The sequence below is a fragment of the Glycocaulis sp. genome (assembly GCF_050485565.1).
Classification (GTDB): Bacteria; Pseudomonadota; Alphaproteobacteria; order Caulobacterales; family Maricaulaceae; genus Glycocaulis.
This window is the reverse complement of the sequence record NZ_JBJHBQ010000001.1, coordinates 134,908-153,944: the sequence shown is the minus strand read 5'-3', so window position 1 is coordinate 153,944 and position 19,037 is coordinate 134,908. Positions and strand designations below refer to the sequence as shown.

The window sequence follows — 19,037 nt, the reverse complement described above, 5'->3', positions numbered from 1 at the left end:
CCAAGTCATGGAGTTGATGATGATCCGTACACTGCTTGCCTTTGCCGCCCTCTTGTTCGCCGTCCCGGCCGCGCAGGCGGGTTCGGAAAGATCGGGCGAGCTGGAATGGTCCATCATCATTCATGGCGGCGCAGGCGTGATCGAACGCGGCGCCATGGACGCTGAAACCGAGGCCGCCTATCGCGCTGCCCTGCAGGACGCTCTGGAGCTGGGCGGCGGGATGCTGTCCGGCGGCGCGGACGGGGTGGATGTGGTTGAGGCCGTGATCCGCGTGCTGGAAGACGACCCCAAATTCAATGCCGGGCGCGGCGCGGTGTTCACCTCCGAAGGCCAGGTGGAGCTCGATGCCTCCATCATGGTGGGTAATTCGCGCGCTGCCGGTGCGGTAGCGGGCGTGACAGGGGTGCGCCATCCCATCTCGCTGGCCAGAGCCGTGATGGAGCACAGCCCGCATGTCATGCTGATCGGCGATGGCGCGGAAGCCTTCGCCGCCGAGCACGAGCTGGAGACAGCTGAACAATCCTTCTTCTTCACCGAGCGCCGCTGGCAGGGTCTGGAGCGCCAGCTGGAGCGCATGGGACTTCCCGTGCCGCCCCGCCCCGAAGGCGCGCCGGATCCCGAACCTATCCGTGAAGGCGCGCTGGATATCATGGAGCGCGAGCACCGCTTCGGCACGGTCGGCGTGGTGGTGATGGATACAAATGGCGTTACCGTCGCCGGTACCTCCACAGGCGGCACGACCGCAAAAAGATGGGGCCGGGTGGGCGACACCCCGATCATCGGCGCAGGCACCTGGGCAGACCAGCGCTGCGGGCTTTCGGCCACCGGCACGGGCGAATACTTCATCCGCTTCAATGTCGCGGCCGCCATCTGCCATGATGCCAACCGGCTGATGTTCGAGCAGCACAGCTTTGAGGAAGCCGCACAGATCGCCGCCGACCGCATGATGGAAACCCTTGAGGCCGATGGCGGGGATGGCGGTATCGTCATGCTGTTCGTGGGCCAGCCCATCTGGGCGATGAACACGCCGGGCATGTACCGGGCCAGCTGGGGGCTGGGGCGCGAGCCCTATGTCGCCATCTATGGTGACGAGTAGGGAAGGCCCTTTCCCCTGTCATCACCCGCTTTATGCGGGTGATCCATTCCAGCAAAGAATATGCAGGCGAACGCTTCAGGCATGGGTCCCCGGGAGCGCTACGCGGCCCGAGGGTGACAAATGGGGAGGCGTACTGACGCCTGTCACACAACCGGTCTAGAACGCTTGCACAAACTTCATCTCCACGGCGCCTGAGGGTTTTCCATGCTGCATCGCTACCGCACCGCACTTCTTTCACCGGTATTTGCCCTCATGCTGGCCGCCTGCCCGGAGCCGGTGGGTGAGATCGAAATGCCCGAACCGTCCGGCGAGGTTTCAGAGGCCGAGCGGCGGCTGGCCGATACGGTATCGGCGCAGGATTCCCTGCCCGAACCGCTGGTGGCGGCGATAGCGCCCGACGGGCAGTCCATCCCCGATGTGCTGCGCTGCCTGATGGACCGGGATGTGACCCTTATCAGCGCGCATCGTGGCGGGGTTGAGCCGCGCTTTCCCGAAAACGCGATCGAGACCTTCGCCAACACGCTGGCCGGCGCTCCGATGCTGCTGGAAATGGACATACGCCGCACCGCCGATGGTGTGCTGGTGATAATGCACGATGAAAGCCTTGACCGGACCACCAACGGAACCGGCAATATCTCTGATCTGACCTTCGCCGAGCTGTCGGCCTATCAGCTTGTGGACGATGAGGGCCAGCTGACCCCCTATCGCATCCCCAGCCTGTCAGAAGTGCTCAGCTGGGCGCGCGGCCGTGCCTTCGTCCAGCTGGACCTGAAGCGCACCGTGCCGGTGGAGGAGCTGGCCGAGGCGATTATCGCCAATGATGCGCTCTCCTACGCCATGGTTATCACGTATGAGGTCGAGGATGCGCTGCGCGCGGCGGCGGTCAGCGATGAGGTCGTGATCTCGATCCAGCTCACCGATCCTGAGCGCCTTGAGACGCTGCGCGCTGCCGGTGTCGATCCAGCCCGTCTCATCGGCTGGTCTGGCGTCCAGCGCGAGCTGAACCCGGCGGCCTGGGCCCATCTTCTGGAGGCGGGCATCCCGCCGGTCGCCGGCACGCTGTGGCATATCGATGGCGAAGTGCTCGAAAGCGGCGACACCAGCATTTTTGCGGCGTTTGCCGATGCTGGCGCGGCCGTGATTGCCACGGACCTGCACTGGCCGGCCTATGAGGCGCTGGAAACGCGTCAGGATACGGTGTCCGCTTTCCGGGCCTGTACGGCAGCTGACTAAGCTAGAACAGCACCGTCATCGTGAAGGCGATGGCCGCCGATAACAGGCCGGTTGCCGGAACGGTGATGATCCAGGCCGAGACAATCGTCACGACATGCCCGCGGCGTACCAGATAGCGGGTCTTGCGTTTCGCATCCGTGTCCTTGGACTTCTTCTTCGACTTGCCGTTATTGGCGATGCCCTCGCGCAGGAAGCCCACCCCGAACAGTGCGCCAATGGCCACATGGGTGGAGCTGACCGGCATGCCGAGCGTGGAGGCGATAATCACCGTGATCCCGGCTGACAGCGTGACGCAATAGGCGCGCACCCGGTTCAGCTTGGTGATCTTGGAGCCTACGGTGCGGATCAGCTTCGGCCCGAACAGGAGCAGGCCAAGCGAGATGCCCAGCGCGCCGATAACCAGTATCCATGTCGGCAGCGGGGCTGGCCCGCCCGTCACGCCGTCGGTAATCGCCACATAGATCGCGGCGAGCGGCCCGATGGCGTTGGCCACGTCATTACTGCCATGAGCAAATGAGAGCAGGCACGCCCCGCATATGACCGGAATGGTGAACAGCTCACCCACCGAGGCTTTGCGGTTCTCCTTGCCCTCCAGCCTGCGGGCAACAAACGGGCGCACCAGGAACCAGGACGCCACACCAATGGCCACGCCGGCCAGAATGGCCATTTCCAGCGGCGTCGGCATGATGCGCGCCAGCCCTTTGAGGATGAGATAGGTGGAGAATGTGCCCGCCATGATGCCGACCAGGATCGGCACCTGGAAGCGGGCCGCCTCCAGCTTGTTCTTCCGCTCCAGAATGGTGCGGTCGATATAGAAGAGGAAACCGGCCGCGATCAGCCCGCCCGTGACCGGCGAGATCACCCAGCTGGCAACAATCCGTGCAATGACAGACCAGTCAGCCGCCTCGAACCCGGCAACGACGATGCCAGCGCCCAGCACCGCGCCCACGATGGAGTGAGTGGTGGAGACGGGCGCGCCCAGCCAGGTCGCCAGATTGATCCAGAGTGCGGCGGCCAGAAGCGCGGACATCATCGCATAGGCGAAAATTTGCGAGCTTGGCATCATGGCCGGGTTGATGATGCCGGAGGCAACCGTTGAGACGACCTCGCCGCCAGCGATGATCGCGCCTGCAGCCTCAAAGATCGCAGCGGCAATAACGGCGGTGGTGATGGTCAGCACACGCGAGCCGACCGCGGGCGACATGTTGTTGGCTACGTCATTGGCGCCGATATTGAGCGCCATATAGCCGCCGATAATACTGGCTGCGACGAACAGCGCCCAGCCGGTATGCACGCCTGACAGCGTGCCGGCGGCCACCCCGATCATGGCGAGGAAGACTACCGCGATGCCTACCGGAACCAGTTGCCGGGAGAGACTTTGAACGCCGGTCTCCAGCCGCTGGAGCCGTTTGAGGTCCTTGTCGATCTTCGCCATGTTTGCCCTTCTGGCCGACGGGACGCCGGTTTGACCGGGTCAGACCAATTCGCGGCTTCTTCTTTACGGGCGGAGAGCCAGCGTCAAGGCCGCCGCCGCGTTTTTTGACAGAAAAATGACATCTGCCGACCTCGCCAGGCCGGACGGAACAGCGCGTGACGGGCTTTGCGCGCCTGTCCACCTTCAGGCAGAATGTGACGATAGGCGGCTTGCCGAAATCGCCCTTTCATTTAGTTTCAAATGTAACTAAATTGGTATTCCGGCAGAACGGAGAACATGTCATGGCGCGCAAATGGATTTACACCTCCCGCAGCGAAGGCGATGCCTCGCGTCAGGCCCATGCTGATTTTCCCGAACACGCGCCCTATGAGCGCGAGATGTCCAAGGAAGGGTTTTTCGGCCCCGCCGCCTTCCTCCATCACAAGCGCCCGCCCACCGGCTGGGTGAAGTTTGAAGGCCCGCTGCAGCCGCGCGCCTTCGATCTGACAAGGCTGAACCGGCCTGACGATGTGCCGTGGTCCAGCCCCTCTGTGCTCTTCAACAATAGCTGCGACATACGCCTGTGGAAGCTGGAAAAACCGATGAGCGGCCTTGCCCGCAATGGCGATGGCGACCAGCTGCTCTTCATCCATACCGGCAAGGGCTCGCTCTTCTGCGATTTCGGGCATCTGGCCTATGAGGCGGGCGATTACATCATCCTGCCGCGCGCGACGATGTGGCGGCTGGTGCCGACCGAAGCCACCTCGGTGCTGATGGTGGAAGCCACCAACACCCACTACACCCTGCCTGACCGGGGCCTGCTCGGCCCGCATGCCATCTTCGATCCGGCGGTGCTTGACGTGCCTGCCATGGACGAGGCTTATTTCGCCCAGCAGGCCGATGAGGACCATGAGTGGGTTGTTCACGTGAAGAAGCGCGGGCAGGTCAGCCGCATCACCTACCCCTATAATCCGCTCGATGCCGCCGGCTGGCATGGCGAGCTTTATCCGGTGCGCCTGAATGTGCGTGATATCCGCCCGCTGATGAGCCACCGCTATCACGTGCCGCCGAGCGCCCACACGACCTTCCTCTCGGACCGGTTCGTGATCTGCACCTTCGCGCCGCGCCCCTTCGAGACTGATCCCGGTGCGCTGAAAGTGCCGTTCTTCCACAACAACAATGATTATGACGAGGTGCTGTTCTACCACGCGGGCGACTTCTTCAGCCGCGACGGCATTGATGCGGGCATGATGACCTTCCACCCGGCAGGCTTCACCCATGGCCCGCACCCCAAGGCGCTCGCCAACATGTTCACGCAGAAAAAGCCCGCAACGGACGAATATGCCGTGATGATCGATACCCGCGATCCGCTGGATGTGGGCGAGGGCGCTGCCAGCGTCGAAAATCTCGACTACGTTCACTCGTGGAAGCCAAAACAGGCGGCTGAGTAGCGCATATCTGAACGGGGCGGGGCATGGACGTTCTCACACTGGCGCAAGCCAATCTGATCTCCCCGCCGATCCTGTTCTTCGTGCTGGGGTTGATCGCGGCGTTCGTCCGCTCAGACCTTTCGATCCCCGAAGCCATCGCCAAGGCGCTTTCGCTCTATCTGGTGATGGCGATCGGCTTCAAGGGCGGGGCGGAGATGGCCGCCGGAGACCTCACCTGGTCGGTCGGCGGGGCAATCCTTGCCGGTATCGTGCTCTCCGCGCTTCTGCCGGTTCTGGGCTTTGGCATGCTGATGCTGACCACGAAGGTCGGCCGCATTGATGCGGCTGCCATCGCCGCCCATTACGGCTCCATCTCCATCGTCACCTTCATTGCTGCCAGCGATGCCGCGCGCTTTCTGGAGACGCCCGGCGAAGGCTTCATGGTGGCGGTCGCCGCGGCCATGGAAGCACCGGCGATTGTGACCGCGCTGATCCTCGCCGGCTCTGCCGCGCGCGCATCCAATGGCGCTGAGGGGCATGGCGAAAGCCGTCTCTCGGTCCTTAAAGAGATCGCCGCCAACGGCTCCATCGTGCTTCTGATCGGGGCGTTCTTCATCGGCTGGATGACCGGGCCGCGTGGCATGGAAGCGGTATCTCCCTTCTTCAACGATATTTTCCGCGGCGTGCTCTGCCTCTTCCTGCTCGATATGGGGCTGGTGGCGGGCAGGGGGCTATTGCGCAACTGGCGGGTGCTCAAGCCCGGCGTCATCGGCTTTGGCCTCTACATGCCGCTTATCGGCGCTCTGGCGGGCATGGGGACGGGTCTCGCTGTCGGGCTGGATGCGGGCAGTCTCGGCCTTCTGATGACGCTGGCGGCCTCTGCCAGCTATATCGCGGTGCCGGCGGCTTTACGCCTTGCCCTGCCCGAAGCGCGGCCCGCCATCTCGCTCACGCTCGCACTGGGTATCACCTTCCCGTTCAACCTTGTGGCGGGCATTCCGCTCTATTTCTGGCTCGCCCGGCTTGTAACCGGCACTGGAGGCTAGACCGATGCAGACCAGCCTTAAAAAGCGCCTTGAGATCATTATCGAGATGCCCGCCGTGCCGCGCCTTGAGGGCGTGCTGGAAAAGGCGGGCGTGAAGGGCTGGACCGTGCTGCCCGCCAAATCCGGGCGCGGCGCAAACGGCAGCTGGTCGCGCGAGGGTCAGATCACCAGCGCTGACCGCATGATGATGGTGCTGGCCGTCATCGACCCTGCGATGCTCGATACCGTGCTGGAGCGTGTCTATGCGCTGCTGGAGCGCCAGATCGGCATTGTCATGGTGTCCGATGTGCAGGTCGTGCGCGCCGAGCGCTTCTGACCCGCCTGCTTGCCGCTCACCCGATCGAAGGTTAGACCGCCAGACATGATACCGACCCGCCTGCATGAGGGCTTTGCCCGCTTCCGCGCCGAGCGCTTCGAGCGCAAGCAACGCATCTGGCAAAATCTCGCCAAGGGGCAGAGCCCGGAAACGCTCGTCATTGGCTGTGCTGACAGCCGGGTCGATCCGGCTGCGATTTTCGATGCCGGGCCGGGCGAGCTCTTCATCATCCGCAATGTCGCCAATCTGGTCCCGCCTTACGAACCGGATTCGGCTCATCACGGCGTTTCCGCCGCACTGGAATATGCGGTGAAAGTGCTCAAGGTGAAAAACGTGGTCGTGCTGGGCCACCGCCAGTGCGGCGGGGTGGAAGCGGCGGCCACCGGCGCGGCGGGCGATACCCAGTTTGTGCGCAAATGGCTTGATCCGCTCGCCTCGGTTCTGGCCGAAACACGCCGCGAGCTGGGCGAGGATGCCGATACCGGCCATGTGTGCGATGCGATGGAGCTGCGCTCTATCAAGCGCTCGCTGGAAAGGCTGCTGTCCTTCCCCTTCATCGCCGAGGCCGTGCAGTCGGGCTCGCTGGTCCTGCACGGCGCGCGTTTCGGCATTGCCGATGGCGAGCTGGAATGGCTCAACGCCGATGGCCGCTTTGAAATTGTTGATGCCGGGTGTGGCCCGTCATGAACGGCGGGACTGTATCCTTGCCGGCGAGCACGTTGCTTGAAGATCCGCGCTGGTTGCCTTTCGACCTGGATCTGCGCGCCGGGCAGTTTCTGTTTGTCGAAGCGGATCGCGCCTTTGTCGAATCCACGCCCTTTCTCGATCAGCGCGCCGATCTGACCGGCCGCCGCCGCGCTGCGCTGGCGTTCAATCAGCTGCCCGGCCCCGTTGAGAGACAGGCAGCGCCGGCTTTCATCTGGCATTCGGCATTTTGCGCTTCAACCTTGCTGGCGCGCTGCCTGAGCGTGGAAGGGCGCACGATCGCCTATAGTGAACCTTCCGGGCTGGCGACGCTGGCCAGCCTGAAGCGGCATGGGCACACCACAGAGTTCAACCGCCTTTTCCCGCTCTATATGAATTTGCTTGCCAGGCCGCCCGCTGACGCTGGCCGGGTGGTCATCAAGCCCACCAATGCGGCGAACTCGCTGATTTCCGATTGCGCGGCCCTGTGGCCCGATGCGCGCCATTTGTTCGTGACGTCCGAGCTGCCGGTCTTTCTGACATCAATCCTGAAAAAGAGTGAGCCGGGCCGGGCTTTTACCCGCCAGCTCTACACCATGTTCGCCCGCGACGGGTCCCTGCTGGGCCAGATTCCGCCCGAACAGGCGTTTCAGCTTACCGATATCCAGATAGCAGCGCTGGTCTGGCAGGCACAGCTGGCGATGATGCGCGAGGCTTCGGCAAAGCTGGACCCGGCGCGCACGGCATGGCTGGATGGTGATGATTTTCTTGCCCGTCCGGAAGCCTCGCTTGACGCGGCCAGCCGGTTCCTTGACCTGGGTCTCGATGCGCAAACCGTGCAGGCGGTTGTGGCAGGACCGCTGATGAGCCGCGACGTGAAGAATCCGGGCAAGGCATTTGATCCCGCTTCGCGCCGGGCGCCTGCCGGGCTGAAACCTCTGATGGATTCCCATTTCGATGCGGTTATCGCCTGGAGCGCTTCTGTAGCGCGGACCCCCCAATCACCCTATCCCGCCCGTCCGCTGGTGGACCCGTCACACAGAAGATGAGCTGAAAAAGAAGGAAGCGCGCCCATGAAACTCGCCAGCCTTGAAAACGGCACCCGCGATGGAAAGCTGGTCGTCGTCTCGAAAGACCTCGCCTGGTGCACCGACGCCTCCCATATCGCGCCCACCCTGCAGGCCGCGCTGGATGACTGGGACGTGGCTGCCCCGAAGCTGGAAACCCTGTCGGACGAGCTGCACCGCGAGACCATTCCGCGCGAGCGCTTCCACGAGCACGACGCGCTCTCTCCGCTGCCGCGTGCCTATCAGTGGGCCGATGGCTCGGCTTATGTGAACCATGTGGAACTGGTCAGGAAAGCGCGCGGCGCGGAAATGCCCGAGAGCTTCTGGACCGATCCTTTGATGTATCAGGGCGGATCAGACGCCTTCCTGGCACCGCGCGCGCCCATCCCGCTTGGCGATGACGCCTGGGGTCTCGACTTTGAAGGCGAGGTAGCCGTCATCACTGGTGATGCGCCTATGGGCTGCACGGCCGATGAAGCGGCAAAGGCAATCCGCCTCGTGATGATCTGCAATGATGTGTCCTTGCGCGGCCTCATTCCGGGCGAGCTGGCAAAAGGCTTCGGCTTCTTCCAGTCCAAACCGCCCACCGCCTTCTCACCCGTCGCCGTGACGCCGGACGAGCTGGGCGAAGCGTGGGACGGTGCGCGCCTCTCTCTGCCCCTGCGCTCGCAGTATAATGGCCAGCTTTTTGGCGAGCCGGATGCCGGTGTCGACATGACGTTCGGCTTTCCAGAGCTTATCGCCCATCTGGCCAAGACGCGGCCCGTGACGGCAGGCACCATCATCGGCTCTGGTACCGTGTCTAACAAACAGGATGGCGGTCCGGGCAAGCCGGTCAGCGAAGGCGGCAAGGGCTATTCGTGCATCGCGGAAATCCGCATGATCGAGACGATCAATGATGGAAAGCCGAAAACCCCCTTCATGACGCCCGGCGACACGATCCGCATCGACATGCGCGACAAGAATGGCAAGTCGATCTTCGGTGCCATCGAGCAGGAAGTCGTGCGCTACCAGAAATAGCTAGTTCGCTTTCGACGCGATCTCCGCCTTCACCTTGTAGCGTGTGCCATCAAAGCCTTCGAATACGGCGGCCGCTTCCGGGTGGCCGACAGGACCATTATGCGCGTCGGGCAGCAGGTTCTGCTCGGAGACATAGGCCGTGTAGTAGCTCTGCTCATTCTCTGCGAGCACATGGTAGAAGGGCTGGTCCTTGTGGGGGCGTATGCGCTCCGGAATCGACAGCCACCATTCTTCCGTATTGGCAAATTGCGGGTCGACGTCGAACACGACGCCCCGGAAGGGGAAGAGCCGGTGCCGGACAACATCGCCAATGGCAAATTGCGCGCTGCGCACGGGATGACCTCTTTTTTCATAATGCCCTACGCGTGAGGTAAGGCATATGTCTGCCAGGCCAAGCCTTGCGCTGCATGTCACAAGGCGCGGCTTAATATCTGTCATCCTGTCACGATCATGTTATCATTGTCTTCAACACACGAACCAGACCGGCCTTGTCAGGCAACGGGCTGCGCGCCGAAGGGTTGCGCGCCCTGCCAGTCAGTCCGGTCAGCAGGACCGTACAGTTCATGGATACGCATGACCCCGGTGCCCGTCCGGGGACCGATTCGCGCAATACGTCCAAAGGCCGTGCCCGCCATGACGTGATCTATGGCGCGATAGACCTTGGCACCAATAATTGCCGTATGCTGATGGCCAAGCGCGCCCATCGCGGTTTTCGCGTGGTGGAAAGCTTTTCACGCATTGTGAAGCTGGGCGAGGGGCTGGGTGCCAGCGGCGTCCTGTCCGACGAGGCGATGGACCGCGCTGTCGAGGCGCTGGCGGTGTGTGCGCAGAAGCTGGAACGCCGCAAGGTGACGCGGCTGCGCGCGGTTGCCACGCAAGCCTGCCGCATGGCGTCCAACGGTCAGGACTTCCTCGACCGGGTGGAGCGCGAGACCGGCCTGAAGCTGGATCTCATTTCGCCCGAGGAAGAAGCGCGCCTGGCCGTACAGGGCAGTCTTGACCTGCTTGATGACAGCTTTGACGCGGCCGTGGTGGTCGATATTGGCGGCGGCTCTACCGAGCTGTGCTGGCTGGATCTGGCCGAGTGGCGTGAGCGTGGCGGTTATCCCGATGCCGGCCGTCCGGGCATTCGTGGCTGGACCACCATTCCGCTGGGTGTCGTCACCCTGTCAGAGCGCTGCCCCGAACCGGAAAACGCCACCCCCGAAGAGCGCCGCGCCTGGTATGAGGCCATGAAGGCTGAAGTGCGCAAGGAAACGCGGATTCCCAAAGGCGCGCGCCGCTTGCGCCCGCTGTTCGAGCAGGGCAGGGCGCATATGGTGGGTACATCGGGCACGGTGACCTCGGTGGCCGGGGTCCACCTCAATCTGGTGCGCTATGACCGCAACCAGGTGGACGGCTCGTGGATGGAAGCCCATGAGGCCCGCGCCGCCTGTGACCGGCTGTCGACCAAGGATGCAGCCGGGCGCGCGGGCGAGGGCTGTATCGGCACTGAGCGGGCCGATCTGGTCGTGGCCGGTTGCGCGATACTGGAATCGGTGATGGATGGATGGCCGGTGCCGCGCCTGCGGGTCGGCGACAGGGGGCTTCGCGAAGGTCTTCTGCTCAATCTGATCTATCCAAGGCGCAAGCGCGGCCGCCGTGGCCGCAAATCGCGTGGGCGGGGCAAGACCAGTGCAGGAGCGCCATCGTGAGCAGCAAGGATGAAGATCCGCCCGAGGAAAAGCGCCGCAGACGCTCCGGCCCGGTAACGGCGGGCGGCAGCAAGCGCGCTGACAAGCAGTTTCACGAGCGGGTAAAGACCGCCAAGAAGCGCAAAGTCTCCTCCCAGCGCTGGCTGGAGCGCCAGCTCAACGACCCTTATGTGCAGCGGGCCAAGGCCGAAGGCTATCGCTCGCGCGCAGCCTACAAGCTGATCGAGCTGGACGAGAAATTCGGGCTGTTAAGGCCCGGCATGCGCATTGCCGATCTCGGCGCGGCGCCGGGCGGCTGGGTGCAGGTGGCGCTCAAACGCGGCGCCAGCCATGTTGTCGGCATTGATCTGCTGGAGATGGATCACATCGCGGGCGCGGTCCTGATGACGATGGACTTCACCGATCCGGGCGCGCCGGAAGCCGTCAAAGAGGCACTTGGCGGGCCGGCAGACCTCGTCATGTCAGACCTCGCCCCCTGGACCACCGGACACAAGAGCACCGACCATTTGCGCATCGTCAGCCTGGTCGAGGCGGCGGCAGACTTCGCGCTGGAGACCTTGAAGCCGGGCGGTGCCTTCATCGCCAAGGCGTTTCAGGGCGGCACCGAGAGCGAAATTCTCGCGCGGCTGAAACCGCGCTTTGACAAGGTGAAGCACGCCAAACCCGCCGCCAGCCGCGCCGACAGCTCGGAGACCTATCTCGTGGCGCTAGGATTCCGGGGATAAGCCCAGCACGACAGCAAGCCTCGCCCGGATATCGGCAAGGCAAGCGCCGCTGACCTCGCCAGCCTTGCGGGCGTGTCTGGCATCGGGGTCTACCGCGCGGACCTGATCAACCAGCGTGTAGCCGTCAAGTCCGCCTGTCTCACCGGCCAGCTTCACCTTGAAGGGCCACGGCTTGTCGCTGCTGGTCACCGGGCAGACGAGGATCAGGCTGGAGCGGGCATTGTACCCACCCGCTGACACCACCACGGCGGGCCGCCGCCCCTCCTGTTCGTGGCCGGAGGCATCGGCGAACTCCAGCCAGACCAGATCGCCGGGCTGGAAAGCGGGCGGCTGCGTTACCAAGCCTCGGCCCCGCGCGCTGGTCCCCAGTCAATTTCTGCTGGCGGATCACATTGTTCCATCTGTGCAAACAGAGCGTCGGGGTCGAGCCTGGCCGGGCGTTTGACGGGCGTGATGACGAGCTGGTTGTTCACCAGCTCCATTTCCACCTCGTCGCCAGCCTTCAGGCGCAGCTGGTCAGAAATGTCCTTGGGCAGCCTCACCGCCTGTGACTGCCCCCATTTGCCGATCAGCGCTTTCATCACCACGTTACCACGTTCCTTTCAAGATATCATTAGGATATCATTTTTGGTGAAGCACTGCCACCCCACCCGCACATCGCGCCCTGTAACGCGGGCGTGTGCGTGCTAGCTTGGAGAACCGAACCCCCGAATCGTATCCGAGACCCGTCCAAAGCGCGCCCATGAGCTCCATACCCCTTTCCCAGCAGGCCTCTGCCCGCCCGCCCTCCGGCGGCGGAGCAACGCCTGCCTATCTGGCGGGGCTCAACGCCGAGCAGCGCGCGGCGGTGGAAGCGATTGAGGGCCCGGTTCTGGTGCTGGCAGGCGCGGGCACAGGCAAGACGCGTGTTCTGACCACGCGGCTGGCTCATATCCTCGCGACGGGCCGGGCAAACCCTTGGGAAATCCTCTCGGTCACCTTCACCAACAAGGCCGCGCGCGAGATGAAGGAGCGCGTCGGCGCGATCATCGGCGAGGCGGTGGAGGGGCTGCCCTGGCTTGGCACCTTCCACTCCATCGCCGCGCAGATATTGCGCCGCCATGCCGAGCTGGTGGGGCTGAAATCCTCCTTCACCATCCTTGATACCGATGACCAGCTGCGCCTGATCAAGCAGATCCTGCAGGCTGAAGGCATTGACGAGAAGCGCTGGACGCCGCGCCATCTCGCCAGCCTCATCGATGGCTGGAAGAACCGTGGTATCCGCCCGGAAAAGCTGGGCGAGGATGATCGCTGGACCTTCGCGGACGGCAAGGCGGATGTGCTCTACCGGCTCTATCAGGAGCGGCTCAAAGTCCTCAATGCCTGTGATTTTGGCGATCTGCTGCTGCACAATCTGACCATCTTCACCGAGCATGCCGATGTGCTGGCGCTCTACCACAAGCGCTTCCGCTATCTCCTCGTGGACGAATATCAGGACACGAATGTCTGCCAGTATCTATGGCTGCGCCTGCTCGCGCGCGGGTCGGGCAATGTGTGCTGCGTGGGCGATGACGACCAGTCCATCTATGGCTGGCGCGGCGCGGAGGTGGACAACATTTTGCGCTTCGAGACCGATTTTCCCGGCGCGACCGTGATCCGTCTGGAGCGCAATTACCGCTCCACGGGCCATATTCTGGGTGCCGCCTCCGGGCTCATCAAGTCCAACCGTGCGCGCCTCGGCAAAACGCTGTGGACCGAGGATGATCCCGGCGAAAAGGTCCAGGTGCGAGGGCTGTGGGACGGCGAGGCCGAAGCGCGCTTTGTCGCCGACGAGATCGAGGCTTTTGTCCGCGCCGGTAACCAGCACAACGATATCGCCATTCTGGTGCGCGCCTCCTGGCAGATGCGGGCGTTTGAAGACCGCTTCATCATGCTGGGCCTGCCCTACAAGGTCATTGGCGGGCCGCGCTTCTTCGAACGCGCCGAGATACGCGATGCCCACGCCTATATGCGCCTTGTGCGCTCGCCCGAAGACGATCTCGCGTTCGAGCGGATCGTGAATGTTCCCAAGCGCGGGATTGGCGAGACCAGCGTGCAGAAGATCGCCTCGGCCGCCCGCTCTGCCGGTGTCTCGATGAGTGAGATGGCTGGCCTGATGGTCCAGACCGACGAGATACGCGGCAAGGCGCGCACGGGCCTTCAGGTGTTTTTGCGCGATGTGGAGCGCTGGCGCGGACAGCTGGACGCCATGCGCCATGACGAGCTGGCCGAGATCATCCTCGATGAAAGCGGCTATACGGCGATGTGGCGCGAGGACAAGAGCCCGCAGGCCGCAGGCCGTCTGGATAACCTGAAAGAACTCGTCCGCTCAATGGGCCAGTTCGACACGCTGGAAGCCTATCTGGAACATGTCTCGCTGGTGGCCGACCTGGATCAGGCCGGAACCGGCGATGAGGTCTCGCTGATGACGCTTCACGCCGCCAAGGGGCTGGAATTTCCGCTGGTCTTCCTGCCCGGCTGGGAGGAGACGGTGTTTCCTTCCCAGCGTTCGCTCGATGAGGGCGGCACGGCGAGCCTCGAGGAAGAACGCCGCCTCGCATACGTGGGCATCACGCGGGCACGCGCGCGCGCTATCATCTCCTTTACCGCCAACCGGATGATTTTCGGGCGCTGGCAGTCTGTCCTGCCCTCGCGCTTTATCGACGAGTTGCCGGCCGAACATGCCGAAGCCAAATCCGAGACCGGATATTACGATGCCGGCCCCGGCTTTGCTGGCGTGTCAGAGCCTGCCGATCCGTTCCGCTCCGCCTATGACAGCCCCGGCTGGAAGCGCTTCAAGGCAGCCCAGGAGAGCGGTTCGCGCCGTGATCCCGGCGTGATTGAAGGCAAGGCCAGGCTGATCGAGAGCGGGGACAATGGCGCTGGCGGGTTTGCCCGCGGCGACCGGGTCTTCCACCAGAAATTCGGCTATGGCCGTATTCTCGTGGCCGATGGCGCCAAGCTGACGGTGGCCTTTGACAAGGCGGGCGAGAAGAAGGTCGTGTCCAGCTTTGTGGAGAAGGCGTGAGGTCCTGGCCGCGCGTGTTGCCAGCGCACACTATCGACCTTCCGCCACAATGGCTCTAAACCTTTGCCCATGAGCACGAAAACACAGCTGCGGCCCGCCCGCCAGAATGAGCGCGAGGCCCAGAGAGAGGCGACGCAGAGCCGCATCCTCGATGCGGCGATACCGCTATTTGCCCAGCGCGGCTTTGCCGGTGCGTCGGTCAGCGATGTGGCGCGCGCCTGCGGTGCGCCGGTGCCGCTCATCATGTATCATTTCAAGTCCAAGCAGGGCGTGTGGGAAGCGGCGGTTGAACGGCTCTATGCGCGCGTCAACGCGCATCTGGACGGCGAGATGGAAAGCACGGAGGGCCTTGCCGGCCTGCCCTTCTACAAGGCGGCCATCCGCGCCCATATCGCCACGCTGGCCGCGTATCCGGAGCATATGCGGCTATTGTTGCAGGAGGGGGCGGAACGCACGCCCCGCCTGGAATGGCTGATCGCCACGCACCAGAAGCCGCTCAACGACAAGATCATTGATCTTATTAAGTCTGCGCAGGGCGAGGGACTGATTGCGGCGGGTGATCCGACGCATCTGATGTTCGTGCTGTCAGGCGCGTTCTCACTGCCGATCGTGCTGGCCCCGGAATATGAAATTCTCACGGGGCGGAACTCGATCGATGCCCGCCAGATCGAGGCGCATATCGATGCCTGTCTGGAACTGATCCTCAAACCGGTCTGATTTCACGCAAATGTCTTGAAGCCGGGGTTGACGCCGCGTGCAAGCCGGGGTTATGCCCCAGCCCGCCTGCTTCTGGCAGGCGGCAATCAAGGACACTTTGATGGACGGCAGTTCCAGTAGAACTGGACTCAACTCAACGCCCTCCGGCCTTTAGACGCCGGGTGATCCGGCTGCGGCTTGTCCTTTTCAGGACCCGCGTTTCCGTCTGATCGACCCGCGTTTGATGACCAAGTGGGTCAGACATTCGCGCGGGTGTGAGAACCAATCTCGTCTCGCTTCGTTATCATCTGTGTGCCGGGCCGCAAAAGGTCCGCTGCACGCGCGTCGCGCATGCACCTGATGCGGGCTTGCCGGCAGGCAGGGAGGCCATGTCATGGACGATCCGTCGAGTAGGCGGGCCGTGATGCGTCCCACAGGACGTGGCGGCCTGCGCGACCAATCCGAGATTTGCGCCCGTGGCGGGATGTCCGGCGCGCGCTGACCTTCTCATGTCGAGGAGGCCGGTGCGCCTCTGACAGTCTTCTGACGGGCCTGTTGCAACGCCCTGTCAGGAGGTTCTGACATGACGAATAATCACATCGCGGCAGCAATCCGCGACTTTCTGAACAATAACGATACCGCGTCCATCAAGACGGCTCTGGCGAGCCTTCACCCGGCTGATATCGCCAATGCCATCGGCTCGCTGAGCCCTGAGGAAGTGGCCCGTGTGCTGGCCGCGCTCGGCGTGGAAACGGCGGCCGAAGTCTTCGGTTATCTGCCTGCCGACATGCAGGCCGAAACGGCGCTCGCCATGGAGCGTGACGCGCTCGCAGCGCTCGTTACGGCGATGTCGCCTGACGAGCGGGCCGACCTCTTCAACGCCCTGCCCAAGGAGCTGCAGGACCGGCTTCTGCCCGTGCTGGCGCGCGCCGACCGTGAGGATATCCGCAAGCTCTCGGCCTACGCCGAAGGCACGGCCGGGGCGATAATGACCTCGGACTACGCCACGCTGAAAGCAGACCTCACCACCGTGGAGGCCATCGCCAAGCTGCGCCGCGAGGCCCCCAACAAGGAGACGATCTACGATTCCTACGTGGTCGATGAGGACCGCCGCCTGATTGGCGTGGTTTCCTTGCGTGACCTGCTGACCGAGCCGGACGAGGCTCTGGTCGGTGACATCATGGTACGCGAGGTCATCTTCGTGCGGGCCAACGAGTCCCAGGAAGAGGCGGCCCGCAAGATCGCCCAGTATGACCTTCTGGCCATTCCGGTCATCAATGGTGGGGATGCGCTGGTCGGCATCATCACCGCCGACGACGCGATGGACGTGCAGGTGGCCGAAGCCACCGAGGACTTCTACCGCGCCGGTGGTGTTCAGGATGTAGGCAGCGACCAGAAGGGCTATGTGCCCGGCATGAAGCGCATCACCAATGTGCGCACCGCCTCCACCTTCGTGCTCTACCGGATGCGTATCGTCTGGCTGGTCCTGCTGGTCTTCGGCAACATCTTCTCCGGCGCAGGCATCGCCTATTTCGAAGACACGATCATGGCCTATGTGGCGCTGGTCTTCTTCCTGCCCTTGCTGATCGACTCCGGCGGCAATGCCGGCTCACAGGCCGCCACGCTGATGGTGCGGGGCCTTGCGGTGGGAGATGTGAAACTTTCCGACTGGGGCAAGATGATCGGGCGTGAGAGCTTTGTCGCGCTTCTGCTCGGTATCACCATGGCCATTGCAGTATCTGCTATCGGCGTTGTCCGTGGCGGCCCCGAAGTGGCGCTTGTCGTGTCCCTCTCCATGGTGGTGATCGTGCTGGTCGGCTCTATCATCGGGATGAGCCTTCCCTTCATCCTGTCACGGATGAAGCTTGATCCGGCAGCGGCCAGTGCACCGCTCATCACCTCCATCGCCGATGCGGCAGGCGTGCTGATCTATTTCTCCATTGCCACCGCCCTTCTTGATCTGCCCGCCGCGGCGGCATGACCGGTCCCAATCAAAAGGAACAAGACCGATGAAAAAATGTCTCTTTGCTATCAGCGCTCTGACGCTGAGCCTTTCCGCCATGCCCGCAAGCTTTGCCAATGGCGGCCCCTATGCGGTGGACGATGCCGGCATTGCAACGCCGGGCATGTTCAAGCTCGAAACCTGGAGCTCGTTTGCCAATAATGGTGACCGGGTCTACCTCGTCTCGCCGGGCTTTACCCTTGAAGCTCTGCCCTTCATCGAGTTCGAGCTGACCATGGAGAGCCGGCGCGCAGACGGGGAGTGGGCCACCACTTTCGCGCCTGCGGCCAAGATCGCCTTGCGCGATATTGACGAGCATGGCTACGGCCTCGCCCTGTCAGTGGGCAGCGGCCATGCCGGTGTGATCCGCAATGCCGACACGATCTATGCCGTGGTGCCGCTGTCGGTGCCGGTCAATGAGCGCCTCAACCTGCATGTCAATGCGGGCGTGGAGCGCGACCTCACCGAGAACGAGACCGTGGGCGTGTGGGGCGTGGCCGCGCAAGTGATGGCCCACGACCGGCTGGAACTGATAGGCGAGGTGTTCGGCACGGAGAATGACCGCCCCGGATGGCAGGCCGGTATCCGCCCCTTCCTGTTCGACGGCAATGTTGCTCTCGATATCGTCTATGGGCGCAATCTCGATGGTGAGCGGGCCGACTGGCTCACCGTTGGCTTCGCCGTGGAGTTCTAGCCCGCTTTCAGCGTGAGGATCGCCCATTCATCGATAATGTCGGTATTGGCGGTGACAAGACCTGCCTGCCGGTAGGCGGCCTCCACTGCACCGATCTGCTCTTCCAGCAGGCCGGACAGCACGGCGCGGCCTTCAGGGGCCAGCCGCTCCGACAGCGCGCGCGCCAGCTCCTGCAAGGGGCCGGCAAGGATGTTGGCGAAGATCAGGTCAAACACCGCGCCCTCGAAGGCGGGATGGTCAAACCCGTCTGCGGTGATGGCCTGGATTCTCTCGGCCACACCGTTCTTGGCATTGTTGATCTCGGTTTCCGCCACCGCTTCGGGGTCGATATCGGTCGCCAGCACATCGGCATTGGACCAGACCAGCGCCGCCGCGATGGCAAGCGCTCCCGTGCCGCAGCCCAGATCCAGCACGCGGGCGACTTTCAGCCCCTCACGCTCCAGCCGGTCGCACGCGATGAGGCAGCCCTTGGTGGTGCCGTGATGGCCGGTGCCGAAGGCCGGGCCAGCCTCGATCTCGATGCCCAGCTCGCCGGGTTGAAGCGGGCGGCGCGCATGCTCGCCAAAGACCACGAACCGGCCGGCGGTCACTTCCGGCAGACCCTCCAGCGAGAGCCGCACCCAGTCTTCTTCCGGCAGAGGTGCGAACTGGACGTCCACGCCGGTGTCTTCCAGTCCCAGCTGGGCCAGAAAGCCGTCCACATTGATCTGGTCGGCGAACAGCACATCCAGCCGCCAGGTGTCCGGACCGCCATCTTCGAAGAAGGACCAGGACAGCATCGGCCCGTCCTCCATGGCGCCCAGAGCCGCATCGGCGGCCTTCATGGGGGCAGCCGGGCCGATGGCAAGCAGACGCCAGAGTGTGGACATGGCAA

Annotated in this window: 19 protein-coding genes; 14 read left to right on the top strand and 5 right to left on the bottom strand. The window is 63.6% G+C overall.

Going from position 1 to position 19,037, the window contains the following annotated elements:
• The first annotated feature begins 19 nt into the window (after positions 1-19).
• Positions 20-1,096, top strand: a complete 1,077-nt coding sequence (locus ACQ5ID_RS00685; protein WP_429910557.1) for an isoaspartyl peptidase/L-asparaginase family protein — start codon at positions 20-22, stop codon at positions 1,094-1,096.
• A gap of 204 nt (positions 1,097-1,300) precedes the next feature.
• A complete protein-coding gene (locus ACQ5ID_RS00680; RefSeq protein ID WP_429910556.1) occupies positions 1,301-2,329 on the top strand; it encodes a glycerophosphodiester phosphodiesterase family protein in 1,029 nt (342 codons plus the stop codon).
• 1 nt (position 2,330) lies between these two features.
• On the opposite strand, the gene ACQ5ID_RS00675 is transcribed toward ACQ5ID_RS00680, so the two are convergent.
• Positions 2,331-3,764 carry an inorganic phosphate transporter gene (locus tag ACQ5ID_RS00675; protein WP_429910555.1) on the bottom strand — a complete coding sequence of 478 codons (1,434 nt, stop codon included), beginning with the start codon at positions 3,762-3,764 and terminating at the stop codon, positions 2,331-2,333.
• A gap of 281 nt (positions 3,765-4,045) precedes the next feature.
• Here ACQ5ID_RS00675 and ACQ5ID_RS00670 point away from each other — a divergent pair, with 281 nt between their 5' ends.
• Genes ACQ5ID_RS00670 through ACQ5ID_RS00645 form a run of 6 tightly spaced genes read left to right on the top strand, consistent with a single transcriptional unit; the run spans position 4,046 to position 9,306 of the window.
• Positions 4,046-5,194 carry a homogentisate 1,2-dioxygenase gene (locus tag ACQ5ID_RS00670; RefSeq protein WP_429910554.1) on the top strand — a complete coding sequence of 383 codons (1,149 nt, stop codon included), beginning with the start codon at positions 4,046-4,048 and terminating at the stop codon, positions 5,192-5,194.
• Between the two features lie 23 nt (positions 5,195-5,217).
• Complete coding sequence (locus ACQ5ID_RS00665; protein ID WP_429910553.1) at positions 5,218-6,219, top strand: sodium-dependent bicarbonate transport family permease; 1,002 nt, start codon at positions 5,218-5,220, stop codon at positions 6,217-6,219.
• A gap of 4 nt (positions 6,220-6,223) precedes the next feature.
• Complete coding sequence (locus tag ACQ5ID_RS00660; protein ID WP_429910552.1) at positions 6,224-6,535, top strand: P-II family nitrogen regulator; 312 nt, start codon at positions 6,224-6,226, stop codon at positions 6,533-6,535.
• A 45-nt stretch (positions 6,536-6,580) separates the two neighbouring features.
• The gene (locus tag ACQ5ID_RS00655; protein WP_429910551.1) at positions 6,581-7,222 is read left to right on the top strand and encodes a carbonic anhydrase; all 642 of its coding nucleotides are present in this window, start codon (positions 6,581-6,583) and stop codon (positions 7,220-7,222) included.
• A gap of 53 nt (positions 7,223-7,275) precedes the next feature.
• The gene (locus ACQ5ID_RS00650) at positions 7,276-8,268 is read left to right on the top strand and encodes a hypothetical protein (RefSeq protein ID WP_429910550.1); all 993 of its coding nucleotides are present in this window, start codon (positions 7,276-7,278) and stop codon (positions 8,266-8,268) included.
• A gap of 24 nt (positions 8,269-8,292) precedes the next feature.
• The gene (locus ACQ5ID_RS00645) at positions 8,293-9,306 is read left to right on the top strand and encodes a fumarylacetoacetate hydrolase family protein (protein ID WP_429910549.1); all 1,014 of its coding nucleotides are present in this window, start codon (positions 8,293-8,295) and stop codon (positions 9,304-9,306) included.
• On the opposite strand, the gene hspQ is transcribed toward ACQ5ID_RS00645, so the two are convergent.
• Positions 9,307-9,639 carry a heat shock protein HspQ gene (gene hspQ, locus ACQ5ID_RS00640; RefSeq protein WP_429910548.1) on the bottom strand — a complete coding sequence of 111 codons (333 nt, stop codon included), beginning with the start codon at positions 9,637-9,639 and terminating at the stop codon, positions 9,307-9,309.
• Positions 9,640-9,869: 230 nt separating this feature from the next.
• Here hspQ and ACQ5ID_RS00635 point away from each other — a divergent pair, with 230 nt between their 5' ends.
• Positions 9,870-11,000, top strand: a complete 1,131-nt coding sequence (locus tag ACQ5ID_RS00635) for a Ppx/GppA phosphatase family protein (RefSeq protein ID WP_429910547.1) — start codon at positions 9,870-9,872, stop codon at positions 10,998-11,000.
• The gene (locus ACQ5ID_RS00630) at positions 10,997-11,725 is read left to right on the top strand and encodes an RlmE family RNA methyltransferase (protein WP_429910546.1); all 729 of its coding nucleotides are present in this window, start codon (positions 10,997-10,999) and stop codon (positions 11,723-11,725) included. The genes ACQ5ID_RS00635 and ACQ5ID_RS00630 overlap by 4 nt, the downstream gene beginning before the upstream one ends.
• Here the strand turns inward: ACQ5ID_RS00630 and ACQ5ID_RS00625 are convergent.
• Both ACQ5ID_RS00625 and ACQ5ID_RS00620 read right to left on the bottom strand, forming a co-directional pair.
• The gene (locus ACQ5ID_RS00625) at positions 11,708-12,067 is read right to left on the bottom strand and encodes a type II toxin-antitoxin system PemK/MazF family toxin (protein ID WP_429910545.1); all 360 of its coding nucleotides are present in this window, start codon (positions 12,065-12,067) and stop codon (positions 11,708-11,710) included. The genes ACQ5ID_RS00630 and ACQ5ID_RS00625 overlap by 18 nt on opposite strands.
• Positions 12,061-12,306 carry an AbrB/MazE/SpoVT family DNA-binding domain-containing protein gene (locus tag ACQ5ID_RS00620; RefSeq protein ID WP_429910822.1) on the bottom strand — a complete coding sequence of 82 codons (246 nt, stop codon included), beginning with the start codon at positions 12,304-12,306 and terminating at the stop codon, positions 12,061-12,063. The genes ACQ5ID_RS00625 and ACQ5ID_RS00620 overlap by 7 nt, the downstream gene beginning before the upstream one ends.
• A 161-nt stretch (positions 12,307-12,467) precedes the next feature.
• Between ACQ5ID_RS00620 and ACQ5ID_RS00615 the strand changes: the two genes are divergently transcribed.
• The 4 genes from ACQ5ID_RS00615 to ACQ5ID_RS00600 all read left to right on the top strand — a co-directional run bounded on the left by ACQ5ID_RS00615 (position 12,468) and on the right by ACQ5ID_RS00600 (position 18,163).
• Positions 12,468-14,771 (top strand): ATP-dependent helicase, encoded by a 2,304-nt coding sequence (locus ACQ5ID_RS00615; protein WP_429910544.1) that lies wholly within the window; start codon positions 12,468-12,470, stop codon positions 14,769-14,771.
• Positions 14,772-14,840: 69 nt separating this feature from the next.
• Positions 14,841-15,488, top strand: a complete 648-nt coding sequence (locus tag ACQ5ID_RS00610; RefSeq protein WP_429910543.1) for a TetR/AcrR family transcriptional regulator — start codon at positions 14,841-14,843, stop codon at positions 15,486-15,488.
• Between the two features lie 562 nt (positions 15,489-16,050).
• Positions 16,051-17,448, top strand: a complete 1,398-nt coding sequence (gene mgtE, locus ACQ5ID_RS00605) for a magnesium transporter (protein ID WP_429910542.1) — start codon at positions 16,051-16,053, stop codon at positions 17,446-17,448.
• A 28-nt stretch (positions 17,449-17,476) separates the two neighbouring features.
• Complete coding sequence (locus tag ACQ5ID_RS00600; RefSeq protein WP_429910541.1) at positions 17,477-18,163, top strand: hypothetical protein; 687 nt, start codon at positions 17,477-17,479, stop codon at positions 18,161-18,163.
• Here ACQ5ID_RS00600 and ACQ5ID_RS00595 read toward each other — a convergent pair.
• Complete coding sequence (locus ACQ5ID_RS00595) at positions 18,160-19,032, bottom strand: 50S ribosomal protein L11 methyltransferase (RefSeq protein ID WP_429910540.1); 873 nt, start codon at positions 19,030-19,032, stop codon at positions 18,160-18,162. The two genes, ACQ5ID_RS00600 and ACQ5ID_RS00595, sit on opposite strands and share 4 nt — an antisense overlap.
• Positions 19,033-19,037: the final 5 nt, after the last annotated feature.

Excerpts from the sequence above, each read along its gene's own strand:
- ACQ5ID_RS00685 (WP_429910557.1), top strand. The coding sequence starts at position 20 with ATGATCCGTACACTGCTTGCCTTTGCCGCCCTCTTGTTCGCCGTCCCG.
- ACQ5ID_RS00660 (WP_429910552.1), top strand. The coding sequence starts at position 6,224 with ATGCAGACCAGCCTTAAAAAGCGCCTTGAGATCATTATCGAGATGCCC.
- ACQ5ID_RS00595 (WP_429910540.1), bottom strand. The coding sequence starts at position 19,032 with ATGTCCACACTCTGGCGTCTGCTTGCCATCGGCCCGGCTGCCCCCATG.
- ACQ5ID_RS00620 (WP_429910822.1), bottom strand. The coding sequence starts at position 12,306 with ATGAAAGCGCTGATCGGCAAATGGGGGCAGTCACAGGCGGTGAGGCTG.
- ACQ5ID_RS00645 (WP_429910549.1), top strand. The coding sequence starts at position 8,293 with ATGAAACTCGCCAGCCTTGAAAACGGCACCCGCGATGGAAAGCTGGTC.
- ACQ5ID_RS00675 (WP_429910555.1), bottom strand. The coding sequence starts at position 3,764 with ATGGCGAAGATCGACAAGGACCTCAAACGGCTCCAGCGGCTGGAGACC.
- ACQ5ID_RS00665 (WP_429910553.1), top strand. The coding sequence starts at position 5,218 with ATGGACGTTCTCACACTGGCGCAAGCCAATCTGATCTCCCCGCCGATC.
- ACQ5ID_RS00610 (WP_429910543.1), top strand. The coding sequence starts at position 14,841 with ATGAGCACGAAAACACAGCTGCGGCCCGCCCGCCAGAATGAGCGCGAG.
- ACQ5ID_RS00615 (WP_429910544.1), top strand. The coding sequence starts at position 12,468 with ATGAGCTCCATACCCCTTTCCCAGCAGGCCTCTGCCCGCCCGCCCTCC.
- ACQ5ID_RS00670 (WP_429910554.1), top strand. The coding sequence starts at position 4,046 with ATGGCGCGCAAATGGATTTACACCTCCCGCAGCGAAGGCGATGCCTCG.
- ACQ5ID_RS00680 (WP_429910556.1), top strand. The coding sequence starts at position 1,301 with ATGCTGCATCGCTACCGCACCGCACTTCTTTCACCGGTATTTGCCCTC.
- ACQ5ID_RS00655 (WP_429910551.1), top strand. The coding sequence starts at position 6,581 with ATGATACCGACCCGCCTGCATGAGGGCTTTGCCCGCTTCCGCGCCGAG.
- ACQ5ID_RS00635 (WP_429910547.1), top strand. The coding sequence starts at position 9,870 with ATGGATACGCATGACCCCGGTGCCCGTCCGGGGACCGATTCGCGCAAT.
- ACQ5ID_RS00600 (WP_429910541.1), top strand. The coding sequence starts at position 17,477 with ATGAAAAAATGTCTCTTTGCTATCAGCGCTCTGACGCTGAGCCTTTCC.
- mgtE (WP_429910542.1), top strand. The coding sequence starts at position 16,051 with ATGACGAATAATCACATCGCGGCAGCAATCCGCGACTTTCTGAACAAT.